The following is a 23,221-nucleotide window of genomic DNA, read 5'->3' as shown; positions in this document are numbered from 1 at the left end:
GCCCCGGTCTGGATGGCTGTTCCGCCCGAAGTGCACTCGACACTGCTGAGCGGGGGCCCCGGACCTGGATCACTGCTCGCTGCCGCCGGGCAATGGCAAGAGCTCAGTCTTGCCTACGGTGAGGCGGCAGCCGAACTGGCGCGGCTGCTGGCCGAGGTGCAGGCCACCAGCTGGCAGGGTCTTGGCGCCGCGCAGTATGCGGCAGCGCATGCGCCGTACCTGGCCTGGCTCGAGCGGGCTTCGGTCGACAGTGCGGCAACTGCGGCTGCGCACAACACGATCGCGGCCGCCTACGGCAGCGCGCTGGCGGCGATGCCGACCTTGGCCGAGCTGGCCGCAAATCACCTCGCACACGGTGTGCTGATCAGCACGAACTTCTTCGGCATCAACACAATCCCGATCGCCGTCAACGAAGCCGACTACGTGCGAATGTGGATTCAGGCCGCCGAAACGATGACCGTGTACCAGGCCATCACCGACGCGGCGACCGCGACGATTCCCCCGGCTGTCCCGGCACCCCATATCCTCGCGCCCGGCGGAGAGGCCGTGAGCGCGAGCCGAACCACGTCGAATTCGATCAGTCAGCTCATCAGGGACATTCGCGATTTCATCGCCGACCCGTACAAGTACTTTCTGGACTTCTTTGAAGGTCTCGGGTTCAGTCCGGCGGTGGCGGCCTTTCTCACCGCGATCGCCGCGGTTCTCTACGAGATTCTCTGGATTCCCTACTACGCCTCGTACGGTCTGCTGCTGCTGCCGTTCTTCCTTCCCGCGTTGAGCGCGTTGAGCGCCCTGAGCGCGCTGGCTCTGCTGCTCAACAGTGACGCGATGGCCGAGCCGCTTCCGGCTCCGGCGGACGGTGACGCCGGTCAACGTGTCGAGCCCAACTTCGGTGCGGGGGTGATGCTGGCTCCGTCGGCGGCCCCGAGCGCCGTCCCGCAGGCCGCCAACCCCGCGCCGAACACTTCGGCCCCGGCCCCGGCCGGCAGTCCCACTCCGTCGCCGGTGATCAGCTACGCGATTCCGCCCCTGACTCCGCCCGTGCTGGGCGCCGGACCCAGGGCGGGCGCCAAGGCGTCCGACTCGATAGGTGAGGAGGCCGCCGCCCTCGCCGCGGCGCGGGCGGCCACGCTCGCCCGAAGCCGCGGAAGCAAGACCAGCAGGCGCCGTACACGGGCACGCGGATACCGCTATGAATTCCTCGACGAGCCCGTCACTGTGGACGCCGATACCGCCGCCGACCGGTCACCCACGCCCGCGGCCAGCGGCCACGGGGCCGGCCCCCTCGGCTTCGCGGGGGCCGCGCCGAAGTCTGGTATCGCCGCTGCCGGATTGGCGCAGTTGTCCACCAACGGCGAAACCACCACAGTTCCATTGGTTCCCAGCGGCTGGATGGCCGACGACGCCGGCGCCCGGGAGCAGGAGTCGTGGCCAGTCGTGAGTTCTGGCGTCAACGCAGATGAAGGAGACGAGAGGGCAGATGACACTCAATGTCAAGGGTGAGGGTCTCGGTGCGGAAATCATCGGCATCGATCCCAAGAATCTCGACGAGATCACCAGAGGCGAGATCCGCGATGTCGTCTACCGGAACAAGCTCGTGGTCCTCAAGGATGTCCATCCCTCCCCGGAGGAATTCATCCGACTCGGACGAATCATCGGCGATATCGTCCCGTATTACGAGCCCATGTACCACCACCAGGACTATCCGGAGATTTTCGTGTCCTCGACCGAGGAAGGCCGGGGAGTCCCGAAAACCGGAGCGTTCTGGCATATCGACTACATGTTCATGCCCGAGCCCTTCGCCTTCTCGATGGTTCTGCCGCTCACGATGCCGGGACACGACAGGGGCACCTACTTCATTGATCTGAACGAGGTCTGGGAATCACTGCCGCCGGCCACACAGGACCCGGTCCGGGGAACGTTCAGCACCCATGACCCGCGACGCCACATCAAGATCCGCCCGACGGACGTCTATCGCCCGATCGGAGAGGTCTGGGCCGAGGTCTCCAAGACCACACCACCGATCAAGTGGCCCACGGTGATACGGCATCCCGACACCGGTGAGGAGATCCTCTACATCTGCGCCTCGGGAACCACGAAGATAGAGGACAGGAACGGCAACATCCTCGATCCCGCGATCCTGCAGGAACTCATGGCCGCGACCGGGCAACTGGATCCCGACTTCGCGTCCCCGTTCATCCACACCGAGCACTACGAGGTCGGCGATATCATGCTGTGGGACAACAGGGTTCTCATGCATCGGGCGAAGCACGGCACGGCGTCGGGTACGCTGACGAGCTATCGGTTGACGATGCTGGACGGCCTGGCGACACCGGGATACGCGGCATGAGCACCGCTGACCTGACACCGGTCGACGAACCCGCCACCACGACAGCCATCCCCGAGGATCTGCTGGTTCGGGTCTTGGAGCCATACTCGTACAAGGGATGTCGCTACCTTCTTGATGCGCAGTACAGAGCCACCGAAGACTCGGTCCTGGCGTTCGGCAACTTCTGCATTCCAGAGTCCGCGTACATCCGAAGCACCGGTCACTTCAATGCTGTCGAGTTGTTGCTGTGTTTCAATCAGCTCGCGTACAGCGCCTTTGCGCCTGCCATCATCAATGAGGAGATTCCGGTGTTGGTGGGCTGGTCGATCGAGGACTACTTCGACTACCAACTCCCGAGCATGCTGATCAAGACCAACTCGTCACGATTCAGAAGGCCGATCAACGCGCACAACTTCTCCGCACGGCTACTGTGCAAAGACTTCGAGGTCGTCGAACGAAGCTGGCGCTATCTGAGGGTCCCGTGCCTCATCGAATTCTGGGACTCCGACGGTGGCGCCGCTTCCGGCGAGGTCGAGCTAGCCGTCCTGAATATCCCCTAGTCCGCTGGACAGAGGTCGTCTCACAAAAATGTCTCAGCTATCACCTTCCGTCTTGAGTCGGATTCTCGAGCAGGCGAGGCAACGACCCGATGCCGTGGCGCTGCGGCGCTGCGACGGTGCGAGCATGCTGACCTATCGCGAACTCGTCGCCGAGATGACCGTATTGGCGGCTGAACTCTCGGCACAGTCGGCGACGAGGGGATCGAGGGTGCTGGTCGTCTCCGACAGCGGCCCCGAGACCTATCTGTCGGTACTGGCGTGCGCGAGAATCGGCGCCATCGCAGTCATGGTGGACGCTCGTCTGCCGGTGGCAACAATGGAACGATTCGCTCAGATCAGCGAACCTGCGGCGACTCTCATCACACCCGGGTCTGCGTTGCCAACCGAGGGCCTACCGGGTGTGCTGGGCGCCCTTCCGGCGATCGGTGTTCGGGCGCATTCGCCCGGTTTGGCCTCGGCACAATCAACGACCCTGCCCGACCAACCGGACACGGGTGCCGATGATCCGCTGGCGATGATCTTCACCAGTGGAACGACGGGGGAGCCCAAGGCCGTACTGCTGCCCAACCGCACCTTCTATGCGATCCAGGACATCCTGCGAGAAGAGCAGCTCGACTGGGTGGACTGGGTCGACGGGGAAACCACGTATTCACCGCTGCCGGCCACCCATATCGGTGGGCTGTGGTGGATCATCACCTGTTTGATGCGAGGCGGGCAGTGCATTACCGGAGGCGAGGGCACGTCATCCTTCCTCGGGATACTTGCCGACAACGAGGTCGCCACGACATGCGTTGTTCCGACCCTGCTGGCGCGACTGGTCGCCGAGATGAAGACCATGGGTGCCGGGCCGCCTTCGCTACGACTTCTGGGATACGGCGGCTCTCGCGCCATCGCGGCTGATGTCCGCTTCCTGGAAGAGACCGGCGTCAAGACCGCACAAGTCTACGGTCTGAGTGAAACCGGTTGTACCGCATTGTGTCTACCGACAGACGTCGGGTCGATCACGAAGATCGAAGCCGGCGCGGTGGGACGGCCGTACCCCGGCGTCGAGGTCTACCTTGACGACGCGGGCGCCGGTCCGCCTGCGCAGTCCGGTACCACGAACTCGGCGGCCTCGGGGACGCTCTGGATCAAATCGCCCGCGAGCATGCTGGGGTATTGGAACAACCCGGGTCGCACCGGTGAGGTCCTGGTCGATGGCTGGATCAATACCGGTGACATCCTGGAGCGCCGCGAGGACGGGTTCTTCTACATCAGGGGGCGATCATCGGAGATGATCATCTCCGGGGGCGTTAACGTCGCGCCCGACGACGTCGATCGTATCGCCGAGAGTGTCCCGGGTGTCCACGAAGCCGCCTGCTACGAAATCCCCGACGCCGAGTTCGGCGCTCTCGTGGGTCTGGCTGTGGTTACGTCGAAGCCCCTCGACGAGAACGAGACCCGTGCAATCAAACAGGCGATCGCGGCTGTCTTTCGACGTGAAGCCGAGTCGATGGCGCGGCCGTCGACCATCGTCATCGTCGCCGATATTCCCAGGACTCAGTCCGGCAAGGTCATGCGGGCATCACTGGCCACGTCGATCGGCCAAGACAGGACCGGAACGGTCGCTCGTGGTTGAGGCGTTGAGGGACCGGATCGCTGCCGCCGTTCGCGACGTGTTGTATGTCGAGGATTCGGATTTCTTTGACGGCGACGACACCGATCTACGGGAATTAGGCTTGGACTCGGTGCGATTCGTGCTGGTGATGAAGCAGCTCGGGGTGGATCGCGAATCAGATGCAGTGCCCCGGTTGGCCGATGAGTTGACGGTCGCGGCGTGGGTTCGGGTGCTGGGAAACCTCGATGGTCTCGGGTGAGGGTAGGAGTATCGACAGGATCCCACTGAGCAGGTCCCAGCAGAACATTTACCACGGTGTACTCCAGGACGATGATCCGGAGCTGTATCTGGTGGCCAGGAGCTACCGACTTCGTCCACTGGCGACGCCGGTAGTTCTGGCGGCCTTGACGGCGACCATCCTGAAGCATTCCATTCAGCTTTGCGTCCTGAGTGAAGGTCACGCCGCCGCGGACTACCCCGATCTCGTCCCCCGGCTGACGGCCGGCGACATCGTCACCGTCTGTCAAGGCGGGCCGGCGCCCGACGGGGATGCAGGCGAACTGCAACGCTGCTGGGCAGGAGGGATTCTGGACACGCCGCTCGTTCGGTATGTCGTGTGGACCGACCCGAACGGGCGGGCGTGCAGGCTTGACGCCTTCACCCACCACATTCTGCTCGACGGCGGTGCGACGGGGATCATCGAGAGCGATCTCGGGGAGTACCTCTCGAACGGTGTCCCAGCGGAAATGCCCTGCAGTGAAGCTGGTCTGGCCAGGATCGCGGTGGCCCACCAGCGTGAGGCGAGCAAGGTGGCGCAGGCTCATGAGCGGCTCGCCGCCACCGTGCAACGAGAGCTGGCCGAGGACGCGCGCCGAGGTGGCTACGGTCAGACCTCGGGCCAGACACCAGGCGCCGCCGCACGAGGGGTTCTCGGCGAGTCGGTCCGGATCTGCGGCCGCGCCTACGAGGAACTCGTCGAGCTGAGCGAGGCCGAACAGATCCCCCTCAACGTCCTGGTGACCACCGCGGCCGTTGCCGTCGATGCGAGCATCAAACAAGGCACCGTGAATCTGCTGATCCACGCGGCGGACAACCGATTCGGAGAACCCGATCTCGACGTCGCCACCTGTCTGGTCAACTCGGTGGCTCAACCGTCGCGCTTCGCCCCATTCGCCACGGTCGAGGAAGCGGTCCGAACCATTGACCGCGGTTACGTTCAGGCCGCCCGCCGCAAGTGGCTTCGCGAAGAGCACTATCGCAGGTTGTACATCGCGATCAACCGATCGGTTCAGGTAGAGGCGCTGACACTCAATTTCCTCGCCCAACCGTGTGCACCCGCGCTTCGTCCGCACTTGAGCGAGACCCCGGTGACAACGGCGATCGGCCCGGTCGAGAGCCTGACGGTGGCTTGCGTGCTGGACGAGGAACGTCGGTGTCTCGACATCGCCGTCTGGAGCCGAGCTGATCTGCCCGAGCAGGGCGTCGCGGTGGCTCCCCGGATCGCCGCCGCGCTCGAGGCGATGCCGTCGAGATGGCGTCAACCGATCGCATCGACGGTCGGCGAATGGTTCGGGGTCGACACCGACGGTGCACGGTGCCGGGCCATTCCGGACAGCCCGCCCGCACGGTCGACCAAGCCGGCGTGGTTTCTGGAGTCCACCGGCGAGCTCGCGCAGGATGTACGGCGACGCGAACACGTCGACCGGTGGATTGCCTGGCTGGTGACGAGCGGCGCGAACGTAGGCGATGTCCTGGTGTTCACCGACGACAACACCGATAAGACCGTCGGACTGATGATCGCGTGTCATCTCGCCGGCTGCGCATACAGTGCGTGCGACACCGACGGTGAGGTATCGGCTCGGGCGGAAGCCGTTGCGGCGCACAGTGACGGTGCCACGGCGCACATGATCGACGTAGACGCCGCAGATCTGCCGGACGACCGGGACGCCGGGCTCCGCGCGTTGATCGACCAGCGCATCGAGGAGGTGGCGGCCGACCCCGAGCTGGCCGACAAGACGGCCTACATCATGCCGACATCCGGTTCGACCGGGCAGCCGAAACTCGTGCGGGTGTTGCACCGCTCACTGGCCTCGTTCTGCGAGGCGGTGCGCGCGAACTACGGATGGGGGCGTGAGGACACCGTTCTGCAGTGCGCACCGCTGACATCCGATATCAGCGTCGAGGAGGTATTCGGGGCCGTGCGCTGCGGAGCGCGACTCGTCCGATCCGCAGCGATGAAGAACGGCGATCTCCACGCCCTCGCCGGGGATATCGTCGCCCGGCAGGTCACCGTCGTCGACTTGCCGACCGCGATCTGGCAACTGCTGTGCGAGGACGCCGCGGCGGTGGCGACGGTTCGACGCTCCCGGCTTCGGCAGGTCATCGTCGGGGGTGAAGCCATCCGATCGGGCGTGGTCGACAGATGGGTCGAATCGGTTGGTTCACAAGAGATCGCGCTCATCTCCAGCTACGGTCCGACCGAGGCCACCGTGGTAGCCACGTCTCTGCCGATCATCTCTGCCGGGGCGGTCGCGCCCGCGGCCACGCGGTTGCGGCTCGGCCGGCCGATGGTTCCGGACTCGGTGTTCATCGCCTTCGGCGAAGTCGTCATTACCGGAGACCTGGTCGCGTCGGGGTACCTGGGCGTTGACAGCCCTAGCTTCGGCACCGTGGCCGTCGGCCACGCTGAACCGCGCCCCGCCTTCGCGACAGCCGATCGGGTCTTCGTCGACGGTGACGGCTTTCCCGTCCTCGCCGGGCGCCGGGACGCCGTCGTCAAGATCGGCGGCACGCGCGTGGATACGGCCGACATCGTCGAGCGGGTCTGCGCAGAACCCGGTGTCACCGACGCGGCCGTCGAGCAGCGCAACGGAAGTCTCGGAGTCTGGTTCGAGACTCACCGGACCCGCGCCGGCTTCGAGGATGTCGCAGCAGCGACGCATATCAGAGCCATCTTGAGCGGTATGCGAGTGCCGTCGTTCTTCGTGGTCGGTTCGCCGAGCATTCCGCGGAAACCCAACGGCAAGGTCGACAGCGGCAGGCTTTCCGGTGTAACCCGAGGCACCGATACCGCGCACGGCGATCCGCGGGCGGTCGGGTTGGCCGAGATCTGGAGTCGTCAACTCGGGCGGGCGATCCGGTCGGACTCGTCGCTGTTGGGTGAAGGTATCGGTTCGCTGGATCTCATCAGGATCCTGCCCGAGACTCGTCGGTACCTGGGCCGGCACCTCTCGATCCTGGATCTGATCAGCGCCGACACCGCAGCCGACCTCGTTGTCGATACCCGGCCCGGCTTCGCCTGGATGGACGACGCGACGGCCGCCGAGATCGAGGGTGATCTCGCGGCGCTGCCTGATCAACGTCCGGCGGATCGGCAAGGGGACCGTCGGCACCCGATCAGCGAGCGGTCGCGCCCGATCGTCGTGTTGGGCGGGTCGGGAATCCTCGGGACCGGAATCGCTGAGGCGATCGTGGAGTCCAAGCGGTCCGGACGGCTGCGGGCCGATGTCATCATCGCCACCAGATCGTCACTGCCCCAACGAGATCCCTGGGTGTCCTTGGCCGCCATGGCCGGTGTGCGCATCGAAGCTGTGCCGGCCGGCTTCGGCCCCGCCGAACTGGACAGCCTGCTGCACGACACCGATCCGGCGACGGTGGTGAACTGCATCGGCAATACCAATGTGCTGGTGCCGTATCGGGAGCTTCGCGCCGCGAACATCGATCTTGTCGCGGCCGCGGTCCAGGGATGCGCCAGGAACGCCACCAGATTCGTGCATCTGTCGACGTTCGTCGTCAATGGCGACGTGTCCGTGCCACGGGTGACCGACCCGCGGGAGGCGCTCTATCCCTATGCGGCATCCAAGGCCGTTGCCGAGCTGCTGGTGGCTCGGTCACCGGCAGCGCTCGATTTCACCATCGTGCGGCTGCCCAGGGTGCTCGGCCAACCGGAACAGCTGGCCGATTCCGCCGATATCCTGACCGCGGTCGCCGATGCTTGTACCGCGTTAAATGCGTATCCATCAACAACATTGGCGGAGGAAGTGACCACGGGCCGAATGGCAGCCACCGCGATCCTGGGCCTGCTGCCCGAAGCCGGAGGGCCGCCGGCGCTGGGCGGCGGGATCACCGTATTGCGCGGTCAGACGGTGCCCTACGCGGAGTTTCTCAGTGAGTGCGGCCGCGACGAACTCGGCGCCGCAGAGTGGAAGGAACTGCTGGACCACAGCGAATGGGCAAGGAGCAATCCGCACAGGTGGTCGGCCATCGATGCCTGGATGACGCTGGGTGGGCGACTGGGGAGACGGACCTACGCCGAATATCTGACTGACCTTCCGACCATCGGCCTGGGCACGGAATCCGTGGGTGAACTCACGGTAACGGCCGAGCCACTGAGGGAACTGCTGACAGCAGAGTTCGCCTACCGGATGGCGGCAGACGCCCCGAGGAGTGAGGAATGACAGTGACGGAAGTGTTCGAAGGCCAGGACCGACGGATCCAACTCGACGTGACGGGCATGACGTGTCGGATGTGCGCGTCGCATATCGCAAAGCGACTCAACAAGGTCGACGGAGTCCGCGCGTCGGTCGACCTGACGACCAGGATCGCCACGGTCGATGCCCGTGCCGATGTCGACGTCGCTGAACTGTGCGACGTTGTGCGCAAGGCCGGCTACGGGGCCACGGAACGGCTGGCGGGTGCCGGCGATGTCGTCTCCCCGATTGATGCCGGCGTTCGTGGTCCGGTGCGGCAGCTGATCGAGTTCGCGTTGATGTTCCTCGGCTGGCTCGGCATTCGCCGACGCTAGCGGCCACATGTCCTGATCTGTGGGGTCCATGTCCTAGACGCCATGGCCGGGTTGGCCGACACTGAACCCATGGTGCGGTCGGTGGTGATTCTCGGCTTCCCCGGCGTGCAGGCGTTGGACCTGGTCGGGCCGCACGATGTGTTCACCGGTGCTGCGATGCTGACCGAGGGCGGGTACCGGGTCAGCGTCGTCTCGGTCGGCGGCGAGCCGGTTTCGACCGGCACCGGTCTGGCGTTCGTCGCCGAGGAAATGCCCGAGCCAGCGGGAATCGACACCCTGGTATTGCCCGGTGGTGCCGGTGTCGACGCCGCCCGCGCCGACCCGGCCACGATGGCCTGGATCCGCGGTGCGGCCGCCAGTTCGCGCCGGGTGGTCAGTGTGTGCACCGGTGCATTCCTGGCCGCGCAGGCCGGGCTGCTCGACGGCTGCCGGGCGACCACGCACTGGGCGTTCGCCGATCAGTTGGCCCGCGAATTCCCGGCTGTGCTGGTGGACCCCGAGCCGATCTTCGTCCGCAGTTCGGCCGGCGTGTGGACTGCGGCCGGCGTGGCGGCGGGCATCGACGTCTCGCTGGCGCTGGTCGAGGACGATTACGGTACCGAGGTCGCCCAGACCGTCGCTCGCTGGATGGTGCTGTATCTGCGCCGGCCCGGCGGACAGACACAGTTCGCCGCTCCGGTCTGGATGCCGCGGGCGCGCCGCCGGCCCATCCGCGAGGTGCAGGAGTCCATCGAAGCCGCCCCCGGTGCGGCACACAGCATCTCCGAGCTGGCGCGCCGCGCCTCGATGAGCCCGCGGCATTTCACCCGGGTGTTCACCGATGAGGTTGGTGAGGCCCCCGGCGCTTATGTCGAACGTGTCCGTACCGAGGCGGCTCGTCGTCAGCTGGAGGAGACCGACGACACCGTCGTCGCGATCGCCGCACGGTGCGGATTCGGATCGTCGGAAGCCATGCGCCGCAACTTTGTTCGGAGGATCGGCGTTTCACCCCACCAATATCGGAAGACCTTTGCGTAAGGATTGTCATGACTCAGATCGCAATCGTGCTGTATCCCGGTGTCACCGCGCTGGACTTCGTCGGCCCCTACGAGGTGCTGCACAACCTGCCCGACGCTCAGATCCGCTTCGTCTGGCACGAACCCGGGCCGATCGCCACGGATTCGGGGGTACTCGTCGTCGGGGTGACACATTCGTTTGACGAGACTCCGGCCCCAGACGTCATCGTTGTTCCCGGCGGTATGGCGACGATGGAACACACCCGCGACCAGAAGCTGCTCGATTGGCTCCGCCACGCGCACGAGACGGCAACCTGGACGACATCGGTGTGCTCGGGCTCAGTCATCCTCGCCGCGGCAGGCTTGCTGAAGGGCAAGCGGGCGACGTCACATTGGATGGCGTTGGCCGCATTGAAAGCGTTGGGCGCCACGCCGATCAACGACGAGCGGATCGTGCGCGACGGCGACATCGTCACCAGTGCCGGGGTATCCGCCGGTATCGACCTGGCGTTGTGGCTGGCGGGTCAGATCGGGGGCGACGAGCGCGCCAAGGTGATTCAGCTGTCGATCGAGTACGACCCGCGCCCGCCGTTCGACTCGGGGCATATGTCCAAGGCCTCGGCGACCACCAAGGCGACCGCCGGTGTCCTGATGACGAAGGGGTTGGCCAATCCCAGGCAAGTCAAAGCGATGACATCGTTGCTGTGGACGACCGCCATTGATACGGCCCGATCCCGGGTCCGCCGGAGTCGTACGGCCAAGGTGCGCAGCGCGATCAGTTGATCTGCCGTTCCAGGCCCGTCCAGAACCGCTCCCGCAGTGTGCGCCGAAGGATCTTGCCACTCGGATTCCGCGGTATCGTCTCGACGAAGTGGAACCTGCCCGGCACCTTGAAGCGGGCGAGGCGCTGAGCCAGGAACTGCTCGAGGTCATCGATCTGCAAGTCCGCACCCGGCTCGGCAACAACGAACGCGTGAACGCATTCGCCCCGCCGGGCATCGGGAGCGCCCACCACCGCGCTGTCGTGCACGTGGGGATGCGCGTTGATCGTCTTCTCGACCTCGGCGGGGTACACGTTTTCGCCCGCGACGATGATGAGATCCTTGACGCGGTCCCGGATCACGAGAAAGCCGTCGGGGTCCAGATATCCAGCATCGCCGGTGCGAATCCAGCCGTCGACGATTGTCTCGGCGGTTGCGACCGGGTCGCCGAAGTACTCGACCATTTGCGCCGGGCTGCGAAGGTAGACCTCACCGGAGCCTCCCGGTGGTAGTTGATGTCCGCGGGTGTCGCGGATGGTGACCCCGACTCCCGGATATGGTCGGCCGGCCGCTTGCAGACGTGCCCGGCCTGGCAGGTGTTCGATCGGCGGCAGACAGACTGCCGTGTTTCCGGTTTCGGTCAATCCATAGATCTGTGCGAATTCGCAACCGAAGGTCCGGATCGCCCGGGAGAGCAGGTCCGGGCCGATGGGGGAGCCGCCGTAGACGATCTTGCGAAGAGTGGCGAAATCGTAAGCCGATGAACCCGGCTCAGACAACATCATCAGCAGCATTGCCGGAACGAAGCAGCTAACGGTCACTCCGTTGTCGTGGATCGTCGCAACTGCGTCCGAGGCGTTGAACCGGGGGATCACTACGCTGGGTATCCCGCGGTTGAGTGCCTGCGTCGCCCACCACATTCCGCCGATGTGAAATCCGGGCAGGGCGATCAGACTGACATCGGAGTCCAGCCAATCGATCCAGTCCAGACCCGCGTCATCGAGGAGTTCCCGTACCGCCGCGAAGGTCCGGTGCGCCAGCACAACACCCTTGGGTCGGCCGGTCGTGCCACTGGTGTACATCTGCACGACCGGAGTGTCGCGATCGACCACGACCTCCGGAGTCGGAAGATCGGGTACACCATTCCGCCATGCGTCGAAGTCCGCTACGTGGATTACTCTTTCGGCTCCCAGATCGGTCCGATCGGTGACGAGGACACGGGCGCCCGCATGGTCGACGATGTAATCGACCTCCTCGGCGGCCAACCGCCAATTGACCGGAACCAGGACAGCGCCGATACGTGCGCAGCCGTAGAGCAACTCGTACAACGCCGGTGAGTCCTTGGCGACGTAGACGACCCGGTCGCCAGAACCCAGACCGGCGCCGGTCAATGCCCGGGACACGGCAAGCGATCGTCGGAGGAGTTCGATGAACGAAATCCGGGCCACCCCGCAGATCAAGGCGGTTCGTCCGCCCCCGATTCGCGCGTTTCGCTCGAGGGTGGACACCAGGTCGAAATGGCGTCCCACTAACGTGATTTCGCGGGCAGATCCACCAGCACGATTTCGAGATCGCCGAGAACACTCCCCGCGTTGTCGTCAGTGAACTCGATCGTGGTCTGCAGCGCCAACAGCGGGCGGGACCGGTGCCGAAACTCTATGTCGGTGATCGTCAGAGTTCCGTGATACGACCTCGCGTTGATCGGTTGCCGGAAGCGACTGGCCATCTCGCTGATCAGTACCGAGGGCAGCTGCCGCTGCCAGTAGTCGTCCAATGTCCAGCCGGTCAGCTCGGGGATCAGTCGGTCGCGGACCGAAGCCGCGAGTGTGTAGTAGAAGAGCTGGTTGTAGGAGATGATGAACTCGACCGCATTGAAGTGTCCGGTTTCCTCGATGTAACAGGACTGTTCGAACCCCAGATCGCCCTTACCGACGATCCGATCACCGTGGCGCGCGACCGTCGCCCGCTTGAGGTAAACGGTGTCCTTGGCGACGTACGGGGTCATTGTGCGATTGAGCAGAACCGCATCGTCATGAAGGAATTCGGTGAGGCTGGGTTCCGATGTTTGCGTCATGCCGCGACCTCGGCGCCGAGCGGGTATTCGTCCGTGACGGTGACCCGGTAGGACTCGGTGGGCTCGTTCGTCGGGTTGTGCAAGGCGCGATGGATCAGGGTCCGGTTGTCCCACAGCACGAGATCACCCGGTTCGTAGTTCCGTACGAAGATATTGGGATGTTCGTAGGTCTCGTCGAGTTGTCCTGACACAAAGAGAAGTTCGTCGATCAAGGATGGCGGGAGCGCGTTCCCGCCTGAGTCTTGGATCGCGTAGGTGAAGGCCTCCGATATGTAAAGAATCCGCTCGCCGGTGACGGGGTGGACGAGCACCGTCGGCCACGTTTGTGGTGGTGTTACCCGTTCGATGTCGGCGAGCACATCGCCGATCGGACGGTAGACGTCCGATGGGCGGATCTTCACGTAGCGGCGAGCGCTGTGCTTGCTGAACGTGTCAGCGATCGCATCCTTGAGCTGCGACGGGAGTCGCTGGTAGGCGTTGGCCATATTGATGAACCGGGTGCCGCGGGTGCCGGTGGGCAGTTTCTGCGGATAGAAGAATGTGAACGCGAAAGGCTCTGGCATGAACTGGTAATCGGCGTGCCAGAACCCACCTGTCTTCGGCACGCCGATCTGACCCTCGGTTCGGGTGAGGGTCGAGGAGACGAAGATCAGCTCGTTCTCCGGGTGGTGATACATGGGCTCGTAGTACGAAACCGGCGTGCCGAAGTGGCGGCCTAGTTCAACGAACGCTGCCGGCTTCAGGTCTTGGGCCTTGAGGACGATTATCTTGTCGGCGTAGATGTGGTGGCGAAGGGTCTGGATGTCATCGCTGGTCGCCACCGTCGGATCGAAGTCGTGCACCTCGATGCCGGCTTGTTCCTCGGATCTGGCGGTGAGCTGCATCAACAATCTCCCTGTCGCGGGGTGCGCCGGTGTGCGCGGGTCATGTCTGTCGTGCCGTCGGGTCGCGGAATAGAGCGGCATGGCGTCGAAGACTGTGGGAACGCATGCCACCCGCTCGGTTGTCGGTCGGCGTATTGGTCGTCACAGACTCGCGAGTAGTTCCCGGCAAGTGCGAGATTTCTCGCCGCGTCTAACCGGATGGGAAAAGTCAACGGCAGGATATACATTGAGCGTCGCGCCGAGCGTCACCAACGGTGCGGATCCTCGGCCATCGGCGCATGTCACGATTCGACCGTGGGGTGTACATCGGATCGCCGCTCGGAAGAAGGGCCCCTATGAGCACTCCAACGGACAATACTTTGGCGTACATGGACCAGGGTTCGTTTCTCGGGCTGCGGGCGCTGGGCCGCGGGCCGGTCATCCAGTACATCTGGATCTACGACGACGGTGTCGATCTCGAAGGTTTGCGTCGGTTTCAGCGCAATCTCCAGCACACGTTGGTCGCTCGCCTGATCGAACGCTCACCGCTGCCGTTCGGTAGGCATCGCTGGGTCTCCTATGCCGGGCCGTCCGACCTCGATGTCGCCGTAGCGCAGCGGCGCCGCGACGAAGTCTGGGACTGGGTCGACGAACGGTCCTTTGTCGCAATCGACCCCGAGTTCGGTCCGCCCTGGCATCTGGGGGTGCAGCCGCTCATCGGCGGTGGTGCCGCGGTGTCGCTTGCGGTTTCGCACACCACCGGTGATGCCGTGGCCGGGACGCTGGCCATCGTTGATGCAGTGAACGGCACCCGTCGTGACTACGGATTTCCGCCACCCGGCACACGGACTCGCGGACAGGCGCTTCGACAGGACATCGCCGTCACGGCACGGTCGGCGCTGAAGGTCCCGGCGGCAATCGGCGGTGGCCTACGGGTCGCCCGCGAACAGCAGGACGATGTGTCGACCTCGGTCAGGTCCTCCTCACCCGCGTCATCCTCGGCCGCGAGGACTCAGCGACTGGTGGTGCCCAGGGTCTACGGCTACGTCGACGGGCAGGAATGGGACGAACGCGCCAAAGCCCTGGGTGGCACCCGCAATGTCCTGTTCGCCGGATTCTGCGCGCGGCTCGGCTATCGTCTCGGCCGACTCGATGGCAATGGACGCATCGTGCTTTCCGTACCGGTCAGTGAACGCACCGCTGGCGATACCCGAGCCAATCCACTCAATTCCGTTACGGTGCTTGCCGACCCGAGCAGGGTCATCGAGAACCTGGCCGAGCTTCGTGTTGGGCTCAAACAGGCCCTCGTCGAACTCGGACAGAACGGCAACGCCTTACTGGCGCCCTTGGCGATGATCCCGTTCACTCCGAAGCTGGTGGTGCGCCGCCTGGAGAACCTGGTGCTGAAGGTCGGCAAGCCCGTCGGGTGTACCAACATCGGGGAATTGCCCCCCGAGGCGAACCGGCCCGACGGCACCGATGCGGACTTCTTCGGCACCCGTGGGGGTGAAGCGGGTGTCACCGCGGCGACCCTGGAACGGTTGGGTGGGCACCTGCTGGTGTCGGCCGCATCGCTGCGCGGCAAGGTGTGGTTCAGTGTGGCGTCGTGGGAGCCCGGTCGGGCCAACGACACAACCGCATTAACGGAGGTGGTGCGCGCAGCCCTCGGTGACTTCGGTTTCGAAGCGAGTCTCGAGGGTTAAACCGGCGGCATCGGATCGTATTGGATGTAGCGGCGGACCTCGCGGGCGCGGTCGGGGCTGGCGAGACGCGCGATCAGGTGCAATGCCATGTCGATTCCCGCCGAGACGCCGGCAGCGGTGATGACGTCGCCGTGATCGACGAAGCGCTCGGTGCGCCGGACATCAATGGTCGGGTCCAGCGTGGCCAGCCGGTCCAGCGAGGCCCAGTGGGTGGTGGCCGGGCGGTGTGCGAGCAGTCCGGCGGCGGCATAGACCAGAGAACCGGTGCACACGCTGGTCATCAGGGGCACTGCCGCGCGCTGACGGCGGATCCACTCCAACCAGGCGTCGTCCTGCAGGTGTGGGCGCACGCCTTGGCCGCCCGGGTGGATCAGCACCTCGAGGGGCGGCGCGTCGGCAAAGGAATGATGGGCGTGCACCACCAAGCCCTTGGCGCAGCGCACCGGGCCGCCGGTGGGTGACAGGCAGGCAACGCTGTAGCCGTCGTCGGGGAAGTGGTGAGTCCAGGCGGACAGCACCTCCCAGGGGCCGATCGCGTCCAGCTCCTCCACCTCGTCGAACAGCACGATTCCGATGCTCTTGGCCATACCCGTCATCCTTACCCGATGCTTGTCGGGAAACGCGACAAGCGCGGACCTGACGGGGGCGCGTAGCCTCTGCCAGGTGATCAACCTGGCCTACGAGGAAAACGGCTCCGGCGATCCGGTGCTGTTCATCGCCGGCACCGGCGGTGCGGGGCGCACCTGGCACATCCACCAGGTCCCGCAGTTCGCGGCGGCGGGCTATCGCTGCATCACATTCGACAACCGGGGGATCGGGGCCACCGAGAATGCCGGTGGTTTCGGTACCGAGCAGATGGTGGCCGACACGGCCGAGCTCATCGAGCAGGTCGTCGGCGGCCCGACCCGGGTGGTGGCGATGTCGATGGGCGCCTACATCGCCCAGGAGCTGATGCTGATCCGCCCCGATCTGGTCAGTCAGGCCGTGCTGATGGGCACCCGCGGGCGCTTGGACCGCATCCGCAAATCCATGCGCGCCGCCGAGGTCGAATTGTCCAGGTCAGAAATCCAGCTGCCCCCCGCTTATGCCGCGAAAGTGCGTGTGCTGGAGAACTTCTCCCCCAAGACGATCAACGATGAGAAGGCCATCGGGGACTGGATGGAGATGTTCACCGCGTTCCCGATCAAACGCACGCCGGGCCTGGCCGCCCAGCACGAGGTGTACCCCAAGGAGAACCGACTGGCGGCCTATCGGGCCATCCGGACCGAAGTGCTGGTCATCGGGTTCGCCGACGATCTGCTCACCCCGGCGGCGCTGGGCCGCGAAGTCGCCGACGCCCTGCCCAACGGCCGCTACGTCCAGATCGGGCACACGGGCCATCTCGGATTCCTGGAACGCCCGGAGACGGTCAACACCGCGATGCTGGACTTCTTCGCCGGGACGCTCGTCTAGCCACCCGCCGAGATCGACATTCTGTCGCGATCTACTCGCACTTTTGCGCCCGTTTGTGGGTTTGGGCGCATCTGGCGCGCTGTGACACGCTGTAGGAGTGAACCCATCGACGGCCCAGGCCCGTGTCGTCGTCGACGAGCTGATTCGCGGCGGCGTCCGCGATGTCGTTCTGTGCCCCGGATCCCGTAACGCCCCGCTGGCCTTCGCCCTGTCCGACGCCGACCGGGCGGGCCGGCTTCGCCTGCACGTCCGCATCGACGAGCGCACCGCCGGTTTCCTCGCGATCGGGCTCGCGGTGGCCGAGCGCGCACCGGTCTGTGTGGCGATGACGTCGGGCACCGCGGTGGCCAACATGGGACCCGCCGTCGTCGAGGCCAATTACGCCCGCGTGCCGCTGATCGTGCTGTCGGCCAATCGGCCCTACGAACTGCTGGGCACCGGCGCCAACCAGACCTTCGAGCAGCTCGGCTACTTCGGTACCCAGGTCCGGGCCGCGATCAGCCTGGGCCTCGCCGAAGACTCGACCGATCAGCTGGATGCGCTCAACGCGCAGTGGCGTTCGGCCACCTGCCGGGTGCTGGCCGCGGCCACCGGCGCCCGCACCGCCAACGCCGGCCCGGTCCAATTCGACATCCCGCTACGCGAGCCGCTGGTACCCGACGCCGAAGACCCGAGCCCCCGGTCCACCGGATTCCCGCCCGGCCGGCCCGACGGCAGACCCTGGACCTACAGCCCGCCGGTGGCCTTCGACCAGCCCCTGGACATCGACCTGACGCCCGACACCCTGGTGATCGCCGGGCACGGTGCCGGTGTGCACCCCAACCTGGCCGCGCTGCCCACGGTCGCCGAGCCGACCGCGCCACACGCCGCCAACCCGCTGCACCCGCTGGCGCTGCCGCTGCTGCGGCCCCGCCAGGTCATCATGCTGGGCCGTCCGACCCTGCACCGTCCGGTGTCGGCGCTGCTGGCCGACCCGTCGGTGCCGGTGTTCGCCCTGACCACCGGTCCCCGCTGGCCGGATGTCTCGGGCAATTCGCAGGCCACCGGTACCCGGGCCGAGACCCACGGGACGCCCAACCCGGCCTGGCTGCGCCGATGCGCCGAGGCCAACCGGCATGCGATCACCGCGGTGCGCGACCAGCTGGCCGCCCACCCGCTCACCACCGGCCTGCACGTGGCGGCCGCGGTGGCCGACGCGGTGCGCCCAGGGGACCAGCTGGTGCTCGGCGCGTCGAACCCGGTGCGCGACGCGGCCCTGGTCGGGCTGAACACCGACGGGGTGAAGGTGCGCTCCAACCGGGGGGTGGCCGGTATCGACGGCACGGTGTCGACGATCATCGGGGCGGCCCTGGCGCACCAACGGAGCCGGGAGGCCGGCGACATCGATTCCGGCAGGACCATCGGGCTGATCGGTGACCTCACGTTCGTGCACGACAGCTCAGGGCTGCTGATCGGCCCTACCGAGCCGACGCCGAAGAACCTGACGATCGTGGTGTCCAACGACAATGGCGGCGGCATCTTCGAGCTGCTCGAGCAGGGTGACCCGCGGTTCTCCGACGTATCGGCGCGGATCTTCGGCACCCCGCACGATGTCGACGTGGGCGCCCTGTGCCGTGCCTACCACATCGAGTCCCGCCAGATCGAGGTCGACCAGCTCGGTCCCGCGCTGGCCGAACCGCACGACGGTATGCGGGTGCTGGAGGTCAAGGCCGACCGCTCCTCGCTGCGTCAGCTGCACGCCGCGATCCGGGCGGCGCTGTGATCGGCAGGCTGTCCGCCCTGCTGAAATCGGCCCTGCCCCGGCGCAATCCCGACGTCGTCGACACGACCCAGCGAAAACTGTTGCGCTGGAGTAAATCTGCGGTGTGGATCATCATCGGTCTGGTCGCCCTGCAATCGGTGCTGTTGGTGGCCGGCGCCTGGCGCAACGACCGCCAGATCGAACGCAACATGGGCGTCGCGCAAGCCGAGGTGCTCTCGGCCGGCCCGCGCCGCTCGACGATCGAGTTCGTCACCCCCGACCGGGTCACCTACCGTCCCGAGCTCGGGGTGCTCTACCCCTCGGAGCTGGCCGAGGGGATGCGCATCTACGTCGAATACGACAAGAACAACCCGGATCTGGTTCGGGTGCAACACCGTACCGCCGCGCTCGCGATCATCCCGGCGGGCTCGATCGCGGTGGTGGCGTGGCTGATCGGCGGGATCGTGCTGACCGTGCTGGTGGTGGTGGAGCGCCGGCTGCCTCAGGTCGACATCAGCTTGGACAGCCAGTTGTTGTCATAGATGTCGACCTTGTCGTCGTTGGTCAGGTCGAACACCGTCGGTGTGCCGGTGTTGATCGGGTCGATCTCGTAGAGATACTCGAAGTTGGTGTCCTGCATCTCTTGCAGGTCCACTCCGGATTCACCCGCGCGAATCGCCTCGACCGCCGTGGATGAGACGCCGCTCTCACGGGCGATGTCGGCGATCTCGCTGTCCGATGGGCCCTGGCCCCGGGGATCCTGATGGCCCCAAAGGTCTTGTACGAAAGCCTGAAACGCTTTGGCCGAGGTGTCCGGTCCGGCCGCCAGGAACAGTGCGTTGCTCACCCGGTCGGAGTACCCGCCCGGCTTGTCATCCAGAAACGTCAGCGGCCGGTAGGTGACGACCAGCTGGCCGAGGTTCATGTACCTGGAGAGCTCGTCGCCGAAATCCTGCTGCAGATCGGCACAGTGGGTGCATTGCGGTTCGGTGTAGATCTCGATGTGCACCGGTGCGTCCGGATCGCCGGCGACGACGCCGACGCCGTCCTTGCTCACCGCGGTCGCCGGCCCGCGCGGATCCACCTGCGCCACACCGGTGATTTCCTTGCTGCAACCGGCGACCAGCACCACGAGCGAGAACATGAGCACAGACCAGTAGCGCATGCTCGCACGGTACCCCGTCCCACCAGTTTTTCGTGTCGTGTATGCCTGGGCGCAACCTCGCTGACAGGCGCCGCTGAGACTCTTGTTGCGTGCGCGTTGCGATTGTCGCCGAGTCGTTCCTGCCCAACGTCAACGGTGTCACCAATTCGGTGCTGCGGGTGCTGGAGCACCTCCGTCGTACCGGTCATGAAGCGCTCGTCATCGCCCCGGACACCCCGCGCGGTGAGCCGGCCGCCGAGCGTATCCACGACGGAATCCGGGTGCACCGGGTGCCGTCGAAGATGTTCCCCAAAGTGACGTCGTTGCCGCTGGGTGTGCCGCGGCCGCGAATGGTTCGAGTGTTGCGCGGTTTCGACCCGCACGTCGTCCACCTGGCGTCTCCGGCGCTGCTCGGATACGGGGGCCTGCAGGCGGCTCGGTACCTCGGCGTGCCGACGGTGGCCGTGTACCAGACCGATATCGCGGGGTTCGCCAAGAGTTACGGGATCGGCGCGGCTTCGCGGGCGGCCTGGGCGTGGAACCGGCACTTGCATTCCCGCGTCGACCGCACGCTGGCACCATCCACTGCAGCGATGGAAGATCTTGCGGCCCATGGTATTCCGCGTGTGCACCAGTGGGCCCGCGGGGTCGACGTGACCGGGTTCGCACCCTCGGCACGCGACGGCGAGCTGCGGGCGCGATGGTCGCCGTCTGGCAAGCCGATCGTCGGCTTCGTCGGACGGCTCGCGCCGGAGAAACACGTCGAACGGCTGGCTGCCCTGGCCCACCGCGACGACCTGCAGCTGGTCATCGTCGGCGACGGCGTCGACCGGGACAAGCTGAAAGCCTTGTTGCCGTCGGCGGTGTTCACCGGGGCGCTCTACGGCGAGCAGCTGGCCGCCGCCTACGCGAGCATGGACGTGTTCGTCCACCCAGGCGAGCACGAGACGTTCTGCCAGGCCGTGCAGGAGGCGATGGCCTCTGGGCTGCCGGTCGTCGCGCCCGACGCGGGCGGCCCCCGCGACCTGGTCGCGCCCTACCGCACCGGATTGTTATTGACGGTAGGGGAATTCGAAGACCGGCTGGCGCAGTCCGTCGACCATCTACTCGACGAGCGGGCACGCTATTCGCTGGCCGCCCGGCGCAGCGTCCTCGGCCGGACCTGGCCGGCGATCTGCGACGAGCTCATTGGTCACTACGAGGCGGTGCGGGCCGGGGAGCGCCGACGCCGGCGCATCCGCGCCGCCTGAGTCTTACCCGACCGTCCGATGGGGCTTGGCTAAATTGTTCCTGAGAACCCTTTCCATAGCTACCAGGCAGGGGCAGACTGAATGCCAAGCGGGGGAACGTCAACGCCGATACCAATCCCAAACCTCTCCACGACGGGGGACGTCTGATGAACGACGCGTCGTTTCGCCAAGACCTCTGTGAATTTGCCCTCGAACTCCGTAAGTTGGCTTATACCATGCCCGCTGGGCATGAGGACCGGCTGATTCACCTCAGCGAACGGATGGCCTCTCGCGCACGTCAATTACCACGCGTCGACGCGCACGCGATGTAATCAGCCCTGGGCCTCGACGGCGACCGGCTGCCACTGCTCCCAATTCGCAAGGCGGCTCTCATAGTCGGCCTTCGCCGTCTGCAACGGCGACTCTCCGAAGAACACCCGCAGCGGCGGGGTGGGCGCGTCCACGATCTTCAGGATCGCCGCCGCCGACGCCTTGGGGTTGCCGGGTTTGGACCATCGCTGGGCGCGGGCCTCGTCGACCTGGCGGTGCAGCTCGGCGTAGTCGGGCAGCTCGACCGATCGCTTCGAGGACGGGCCGGACCAGTCGGTGTCGAAGCCGCCCGGCTCGATCAGTGTCAGGTGGACACCGAACGGCGCGACTTCCTGAGCCAGCGCCTGCGAGAAGCCCTCCAGGGCCCACTTCGAGGCGTGGTAGATGCCGACGAGTGGGAAGGCGGTGATACCGCCGATCGACGACACCTGGATGATGTGGCCGCTGCGCTGGGCGCGCAGGTACGGCAGCGCGGCCTGGGTGACCCACAGCGCGCCGAAGACGTTGGTTTCGAGCTGGTCGCGTGCGTCGGACTCGGACAGCTCCTCGATGAAGCCGAAGTGGCCGTAGCCGGCGTTGTTGACGACGATGTCGAGGCGGCCGAAGCGGTCGTGCGCCTGCTTGACCGCGGCGAAGTCGGCCGCGCGGTCGGTGACGTCGAGCTGGATCGGCAGGATCGCGTCGCCGTATTTGTCGACCAGGTCGGTCAGCGTCGCGGTGTCGCGCGCGGTGGCGGCGACCTTGTCGCCGCGTTCCAGGGCGGCGATCGCCCATTCCCGGCCGAAGCCACGCGACGTGCCAGTGATGAACCAGATTTTTTCACTCACGAGTGTGTGCAACGCGTGAGCTGGCCCGTGATTCCCACTCGGGTAGCGTCGGCAGCGTGAGCCGCGCGACGCTGGACAAGGATCCCCGCGATGTGGCGTCGATGTTCGACGCCGTGGCGCGCCGCTACGACATCACCAACACGGTGCTGTCGCTGGGGCAGGACCGTGCGTGGCGACGTGCGACGCGGTCGGCGCTGGGCATCGGGCCCGGCGACCGGGTGCTGGACCTGGCGGCGGGCACGGCGGTGTCGACGGTGGAGCTGGCCCGCTCCGGTGCGTGGTGCGTGGCCGCCGACTTCTCGGTCGGCATGTTGCGGGCGGGCGCGGCGCGGCCGGTGCCCAAGGTGGCCGCCGATGCGACCAAGCTGCCGTTCGACGACGCCGTGTTCGACGCGGTGACGATCAGCTTCGGTCTGCGCAATGTCGTCGACCATCCTGCGGGCCTGCGGGAGATGGCCCGGGTTACCCGCCCCGGCGGGCGGCTGGTGGTGTGCGAGTTCTCCACCCCGGTGGTGCCGGTGTTCTCGTTCGCCTACAAGGAGTACCTGATGCAGGCGCTGCCGCGGGTGGCGCGGGCGGTGTCGAGCAACCCGGAGGCCTACGTCTATCTGGCCGAGTCCATCCGGGCCTGGCCCGACCAGGCGGCGCTGGCCCGGCAGATCCGGGACGCCGGCTGGTCGGACGTGCGCTGGCGCAACCTCACCGGCGGGATCGTCGCGCTGCACGCCGCGGTCAAGCCGTGATTTCGGCGCGTTTTCCTTCGCCTCCTGGCGGCGGGTGGGCGAACGAAAACGCGCCGAAATCGCGAGGAT

General features: G+C 66.1%; 21 protein-coding genes. 15 read left to right on the top strand and 6 right to left on the bottom strand.

The features are described 5' to 3' along the window. Positions 1–12 precede the first annotated feature (12 nt). From ORI27_RS24360 to ORI27_RS24315, 9 genes are all read left to right on the top strand, one after another. The gene (locus ORI27_RS24360) at positions 13–1,503 is read left to right on the top strand and encodes a PPE family protein (RefSeq protein ID WP_265999665.1); all 1,491 of its coding nucleotides are present in this window, start codon (positions 13–15) and stop codon (positions 1,501–1,503) included. Beyond that, positions 1,481–2,350 (top strand): (3R)-3-[(carboxymethyl)amino]fatty acid oxygenase/decarboxylase, encoded by an 870-nt coding sequence (gene scoE / locus ORI27_RS24355; protein ID WP_265999638.1) that lies wholly within the window; start codon positions 1,481–1,483, stop codon positions 2,348–2,350. Before ORI27_RS24360 ends, scoE (ORI27_RS24355) begins: the two co-directional genes overlap by 23 nt. Then, positions 2,347–2,889 (top strand): FcoT family thioesterase, encoded by a 543-nt coding sequence (locus tag ORI27_RS24350; RefSeq protein WP_265999637.1) that lies wholly within the window; start codon positions 2,347–2,349, stop codon positions 2,887–2,889. Before scoE (ORI27_RS24355) ends, ORI27_RS24350 begins: the two co-directional genes overlap by 4 nt. 28 nt (positions 2,890–2,917) lie before the next feature. Then, positions 2,918–4,507 (top strand): fatty acid--CoA ligase FadD10, encoded by a 1,590-nt coding sequence (gene fadD10, locus ORI27_RS24345; protein ID WP_265999636.1) that lies wholly within the window; start codon positions 2,918–2,920, stop codon positions 4,505–4,507. A gap of 4 nt (positions 4,508–4,511) precedes the next feature. Beyond that, positions 4,512–4,745 carry an acyl carrier protein gene (locus ORI27_RS24340; RefSeq protein WP_265999635.1) on the top strand — a complete coding sequence of 78 codons (234 nt, stop codon included), beginning with the start codon at positions 4,512–4,514 and terminating at the stop codon, positions 4,743–4,745. Then, positions 4,732–8,943, top strand: coding sequence for an AMP-binding protein (locus ORI27_RS24335; RefSeq protein WP_323055662.1), 4,212 nt, complete (start codon positions 4,732–4,734; stop codon positions 8,941–8,943). Before ORI27_RS24340 ends, ORI27_RS24335 begins: the two co-directional genes overlap by 14 nt. Then, on the top strand, positions 8,940–9,290 hold the full coding sequence (locus tag ORI27_RS24325; protein WP_265999634.1) for a heavy-metal-associated domain-containing protein: 351 nt from the start codon (positions 8,940–8,942) through the stop codon (positions 9,288–9,290). The genes ORI27_RS24335 and ORI27_RS24325 overlap by 4 nt, the downstream gene beginning before the upstream one ends. A 69-nt stretch (positions 9,291–9,359) precedes the next feature. Beyond that, positions 9,360–10,307, top strand: coding sequence for a GlxA family transcriptional regulator (locus ORI27_RS24320; RefSeq protein ID WP_265999633.1), 948 nt, complete (start codon positions 9,360–9,362; stop codon positions 10,305–10,307). An 8-nt stretch (positions 10,308–10,315) separates the two neighbouring features. Beyond that, a complete protein-coding gene (locus ORI27_RS24315; protein ID WP_265999632.1) occupies positions 10,316–11,068 on the top strand; it encodes a DJ-1/PfpI family protein in 753 nt (250 codons plus the stop codon). Here the strand turns inward: ORI27_RS24315 and ORI27_RS24310 are convergent. From ORI27_RS24310 to scoE (ORI27_RS24300), 3 genes are read right to left on the bottom strand one after another with little or no spacing between them, the layout of a single operon-like run. Beyond that, a complete protein-coding gene (locus tag ORI27_RS24310) occupies positions 11,061–12,575 on the bottom strand; it encodes an AMP-binding protein (RefSeq protein ID WP_266074021.1) in 1,515 nt (504 codons plus the stop codon). The two genes, ORI27_RS24315 and ORI27_RS24310, sit on opposite strands and share 8 nt — an antisense overlap. Beyond that, positions 12,575–13,120 (bottom strand): FcoT family thioesterase, encoded by a 546-nt coding sequence (locus ORI27_RS24305; protein ID WP_265999631.1) that lies wholly within the window; start codon positions 13,118–13,120, stop codon positions 12,575–12,577. Before ORI27_RS24305 ends, ORI27_RS24310 begins: the two co-directional genes overlap by 1 nt. Beyond that, on the bottom strand, positions 13,117–14,004 hold the full coding sequence (gene scoE, locus ORI27_RS24300; RefSeq protein ID WP_265999630.1) for a (3R)-3-[(carboxymethyl)amino]fatty acid oxygenase/decarboxylase: 888 nt from the start codon (positions 14,002–14,004) through the stop codon (positions 13,117–13,119). Before scoE (ORI27_RS24300) ends, ORI27_RS24305 begins: the two co-directional genes overlap by 4 nt. Before the next feature lie 335 nt (positions 14,005–14,339). On the opposite strand from scoE (ORI27_RS24300), the gene ORI27_RS24295 reads away from it, so the two are divergent. Further along, a complete protein-coding gene (locus tag ORI27_RS24295; protein ID WP_265999629.1) occupies positions 14,340–15,686 on the top strand; it encodes a hypothetical protein in 1,347 nt (448 codons plus the stop codon). Here the strand turns inward: ORI27_RS24295 and ORI27_RS24290 are convergent. Then, positions 15,683–16,273, bottom strand: a complete 591-nt coding sequence (locus tag ORI27_RS24290; RefSeq protein WP_265999628.1) for a DJ-1/PfpI family protein — start codon at positions 16,271–16,273, stop codon at positions 15,683–15,685. The two genes, ORI27_RS24295 and ORI27_RS24290, sit on opposite strands and share 4 nt — an antisense overlap. Before the next feature lie 76 nt (positions 16,274–16,349). Here ORI27_RS24290 and ORI27_RS24285 point away from each other — a divergent pair, with 76 nt between their 5' ends. From ORI27_RS24285 to ORI27_RS24275, 3 genes are all read left to right on the top strand, one after another. Continuing rightward, positions 16,350–17,138, top strand: coding sequence for an alpha/beta fold hydrolase (locus ORI27_RS24285; RefSeq protein ID WP_265999627.1), 789 nt, complete (start codon positions 16,350–16,352; stop codon positions 17,136–17,138). A 97-nt stretch (positions 17,139–17,235) separates the two neighbouring features. Further along, a complete protein-coding gene (gene menD / locus ORI27_RS24280) occupies positions 17,236–18,900 on the top strand; it encodes a 2-succinyl-5-enolpyruvyl-6-hydroxy-3-cyclohexene-1-carboxylic-acid synthase (RefSeq protein WP_265999626.1) in 1,665 nt (554 codons plus the stop codon). After that, positions 18,900–19,421 (top strand): DUF3592 domain-containing protein, encoded by a 522-nt coding sequence (locus ORI27_RS24275; RefSeq protein ID WP_265999662.1) that lies wholly within the window; start codon positions 18,900–18,902, stop codon positions 19,419–19,421. Before menD ends, ORI27_RS24275 begins: the two co-directional genes overlap by 1 nt. On the opposite strand, the gene ORI27_RS24270 is transcribed toward ORI27_RS24275, so the two are convergent. Beyond that, complete coding sequence (locus tag ORI27_RS24270) at positions 19,382–20,044, bottom strand: DsbA family protein (protein WP_265999625.1); 663 nt, start codon at positions 20,042–20,044, stop codon at positions 19,382–19,384. The genes ORI27_RS24275 and ORI27_RS24270 overlap by 40 nt on opposite strands. Before the next feature lie 89 nt (positions 20,045–20,133). Between ORI27_RS24270 and ORI27_RS24265 the strand changes: the two genes are divergently transcribed. Next, positions 20,134–21,273: a glycosyltransferase family 4 protein gene (locus ORI27_RS24265; RefSeq protein WP_265999624.1), complete on the top strand. Its 1,140-nt coding sequence runs from the start codon at positions 20,134–20,136 to the stop codon at positions 21,271–21,273. Between the two features lie 311 nt (positions 21,274–21,584). On the opposite strand, the gene ORI27_RS24260 is transcribed toward ORI27_RS24265, so the two are convergent. Next, complete coding sequence (locus ORI27_RS24260) at positions 21,585–22,409, bottom strand: SDR family oxidoreductase (protein ID WP_265999623.1); 825 nt, start codon at positions 22,407–22,409, stop codon at positions 21,585–21,587. A gap of 56 nt (positions 22,410–22,465) precedes the next feature. Here ORI27_RS24260 and ORI27_RS24255 point away from each other — a divergent pair, with 56 nt between their 5' ends. Then, a complete protein-coding gene (locus tag ORI27_RS24255; RefSeq protein ID WP_265999622.1) occupies positions 22,466–23,152 on the top strand; it encodes a demethylmenaquinone methyltransferase in 687 nt (228 codons plus the stop codon). Positions 23,153–23,221: the final 69 nt, after the last annotated feature.

This window comes from Mycobacterium pinniadriaticum (genome assembly GCF_026242045.1).
Lineage (GTDB): Bacteria > Actinomycetota > Actinomycetes > Mycobacteriales > Mycobacteriaceae > Mycobacterium > Mycobacterium pinniadriaticum.
Note: the sequence above shows the minus strand (reverse complement) of the source record. Positions and strands in the feature narration are given on the sequence as shown.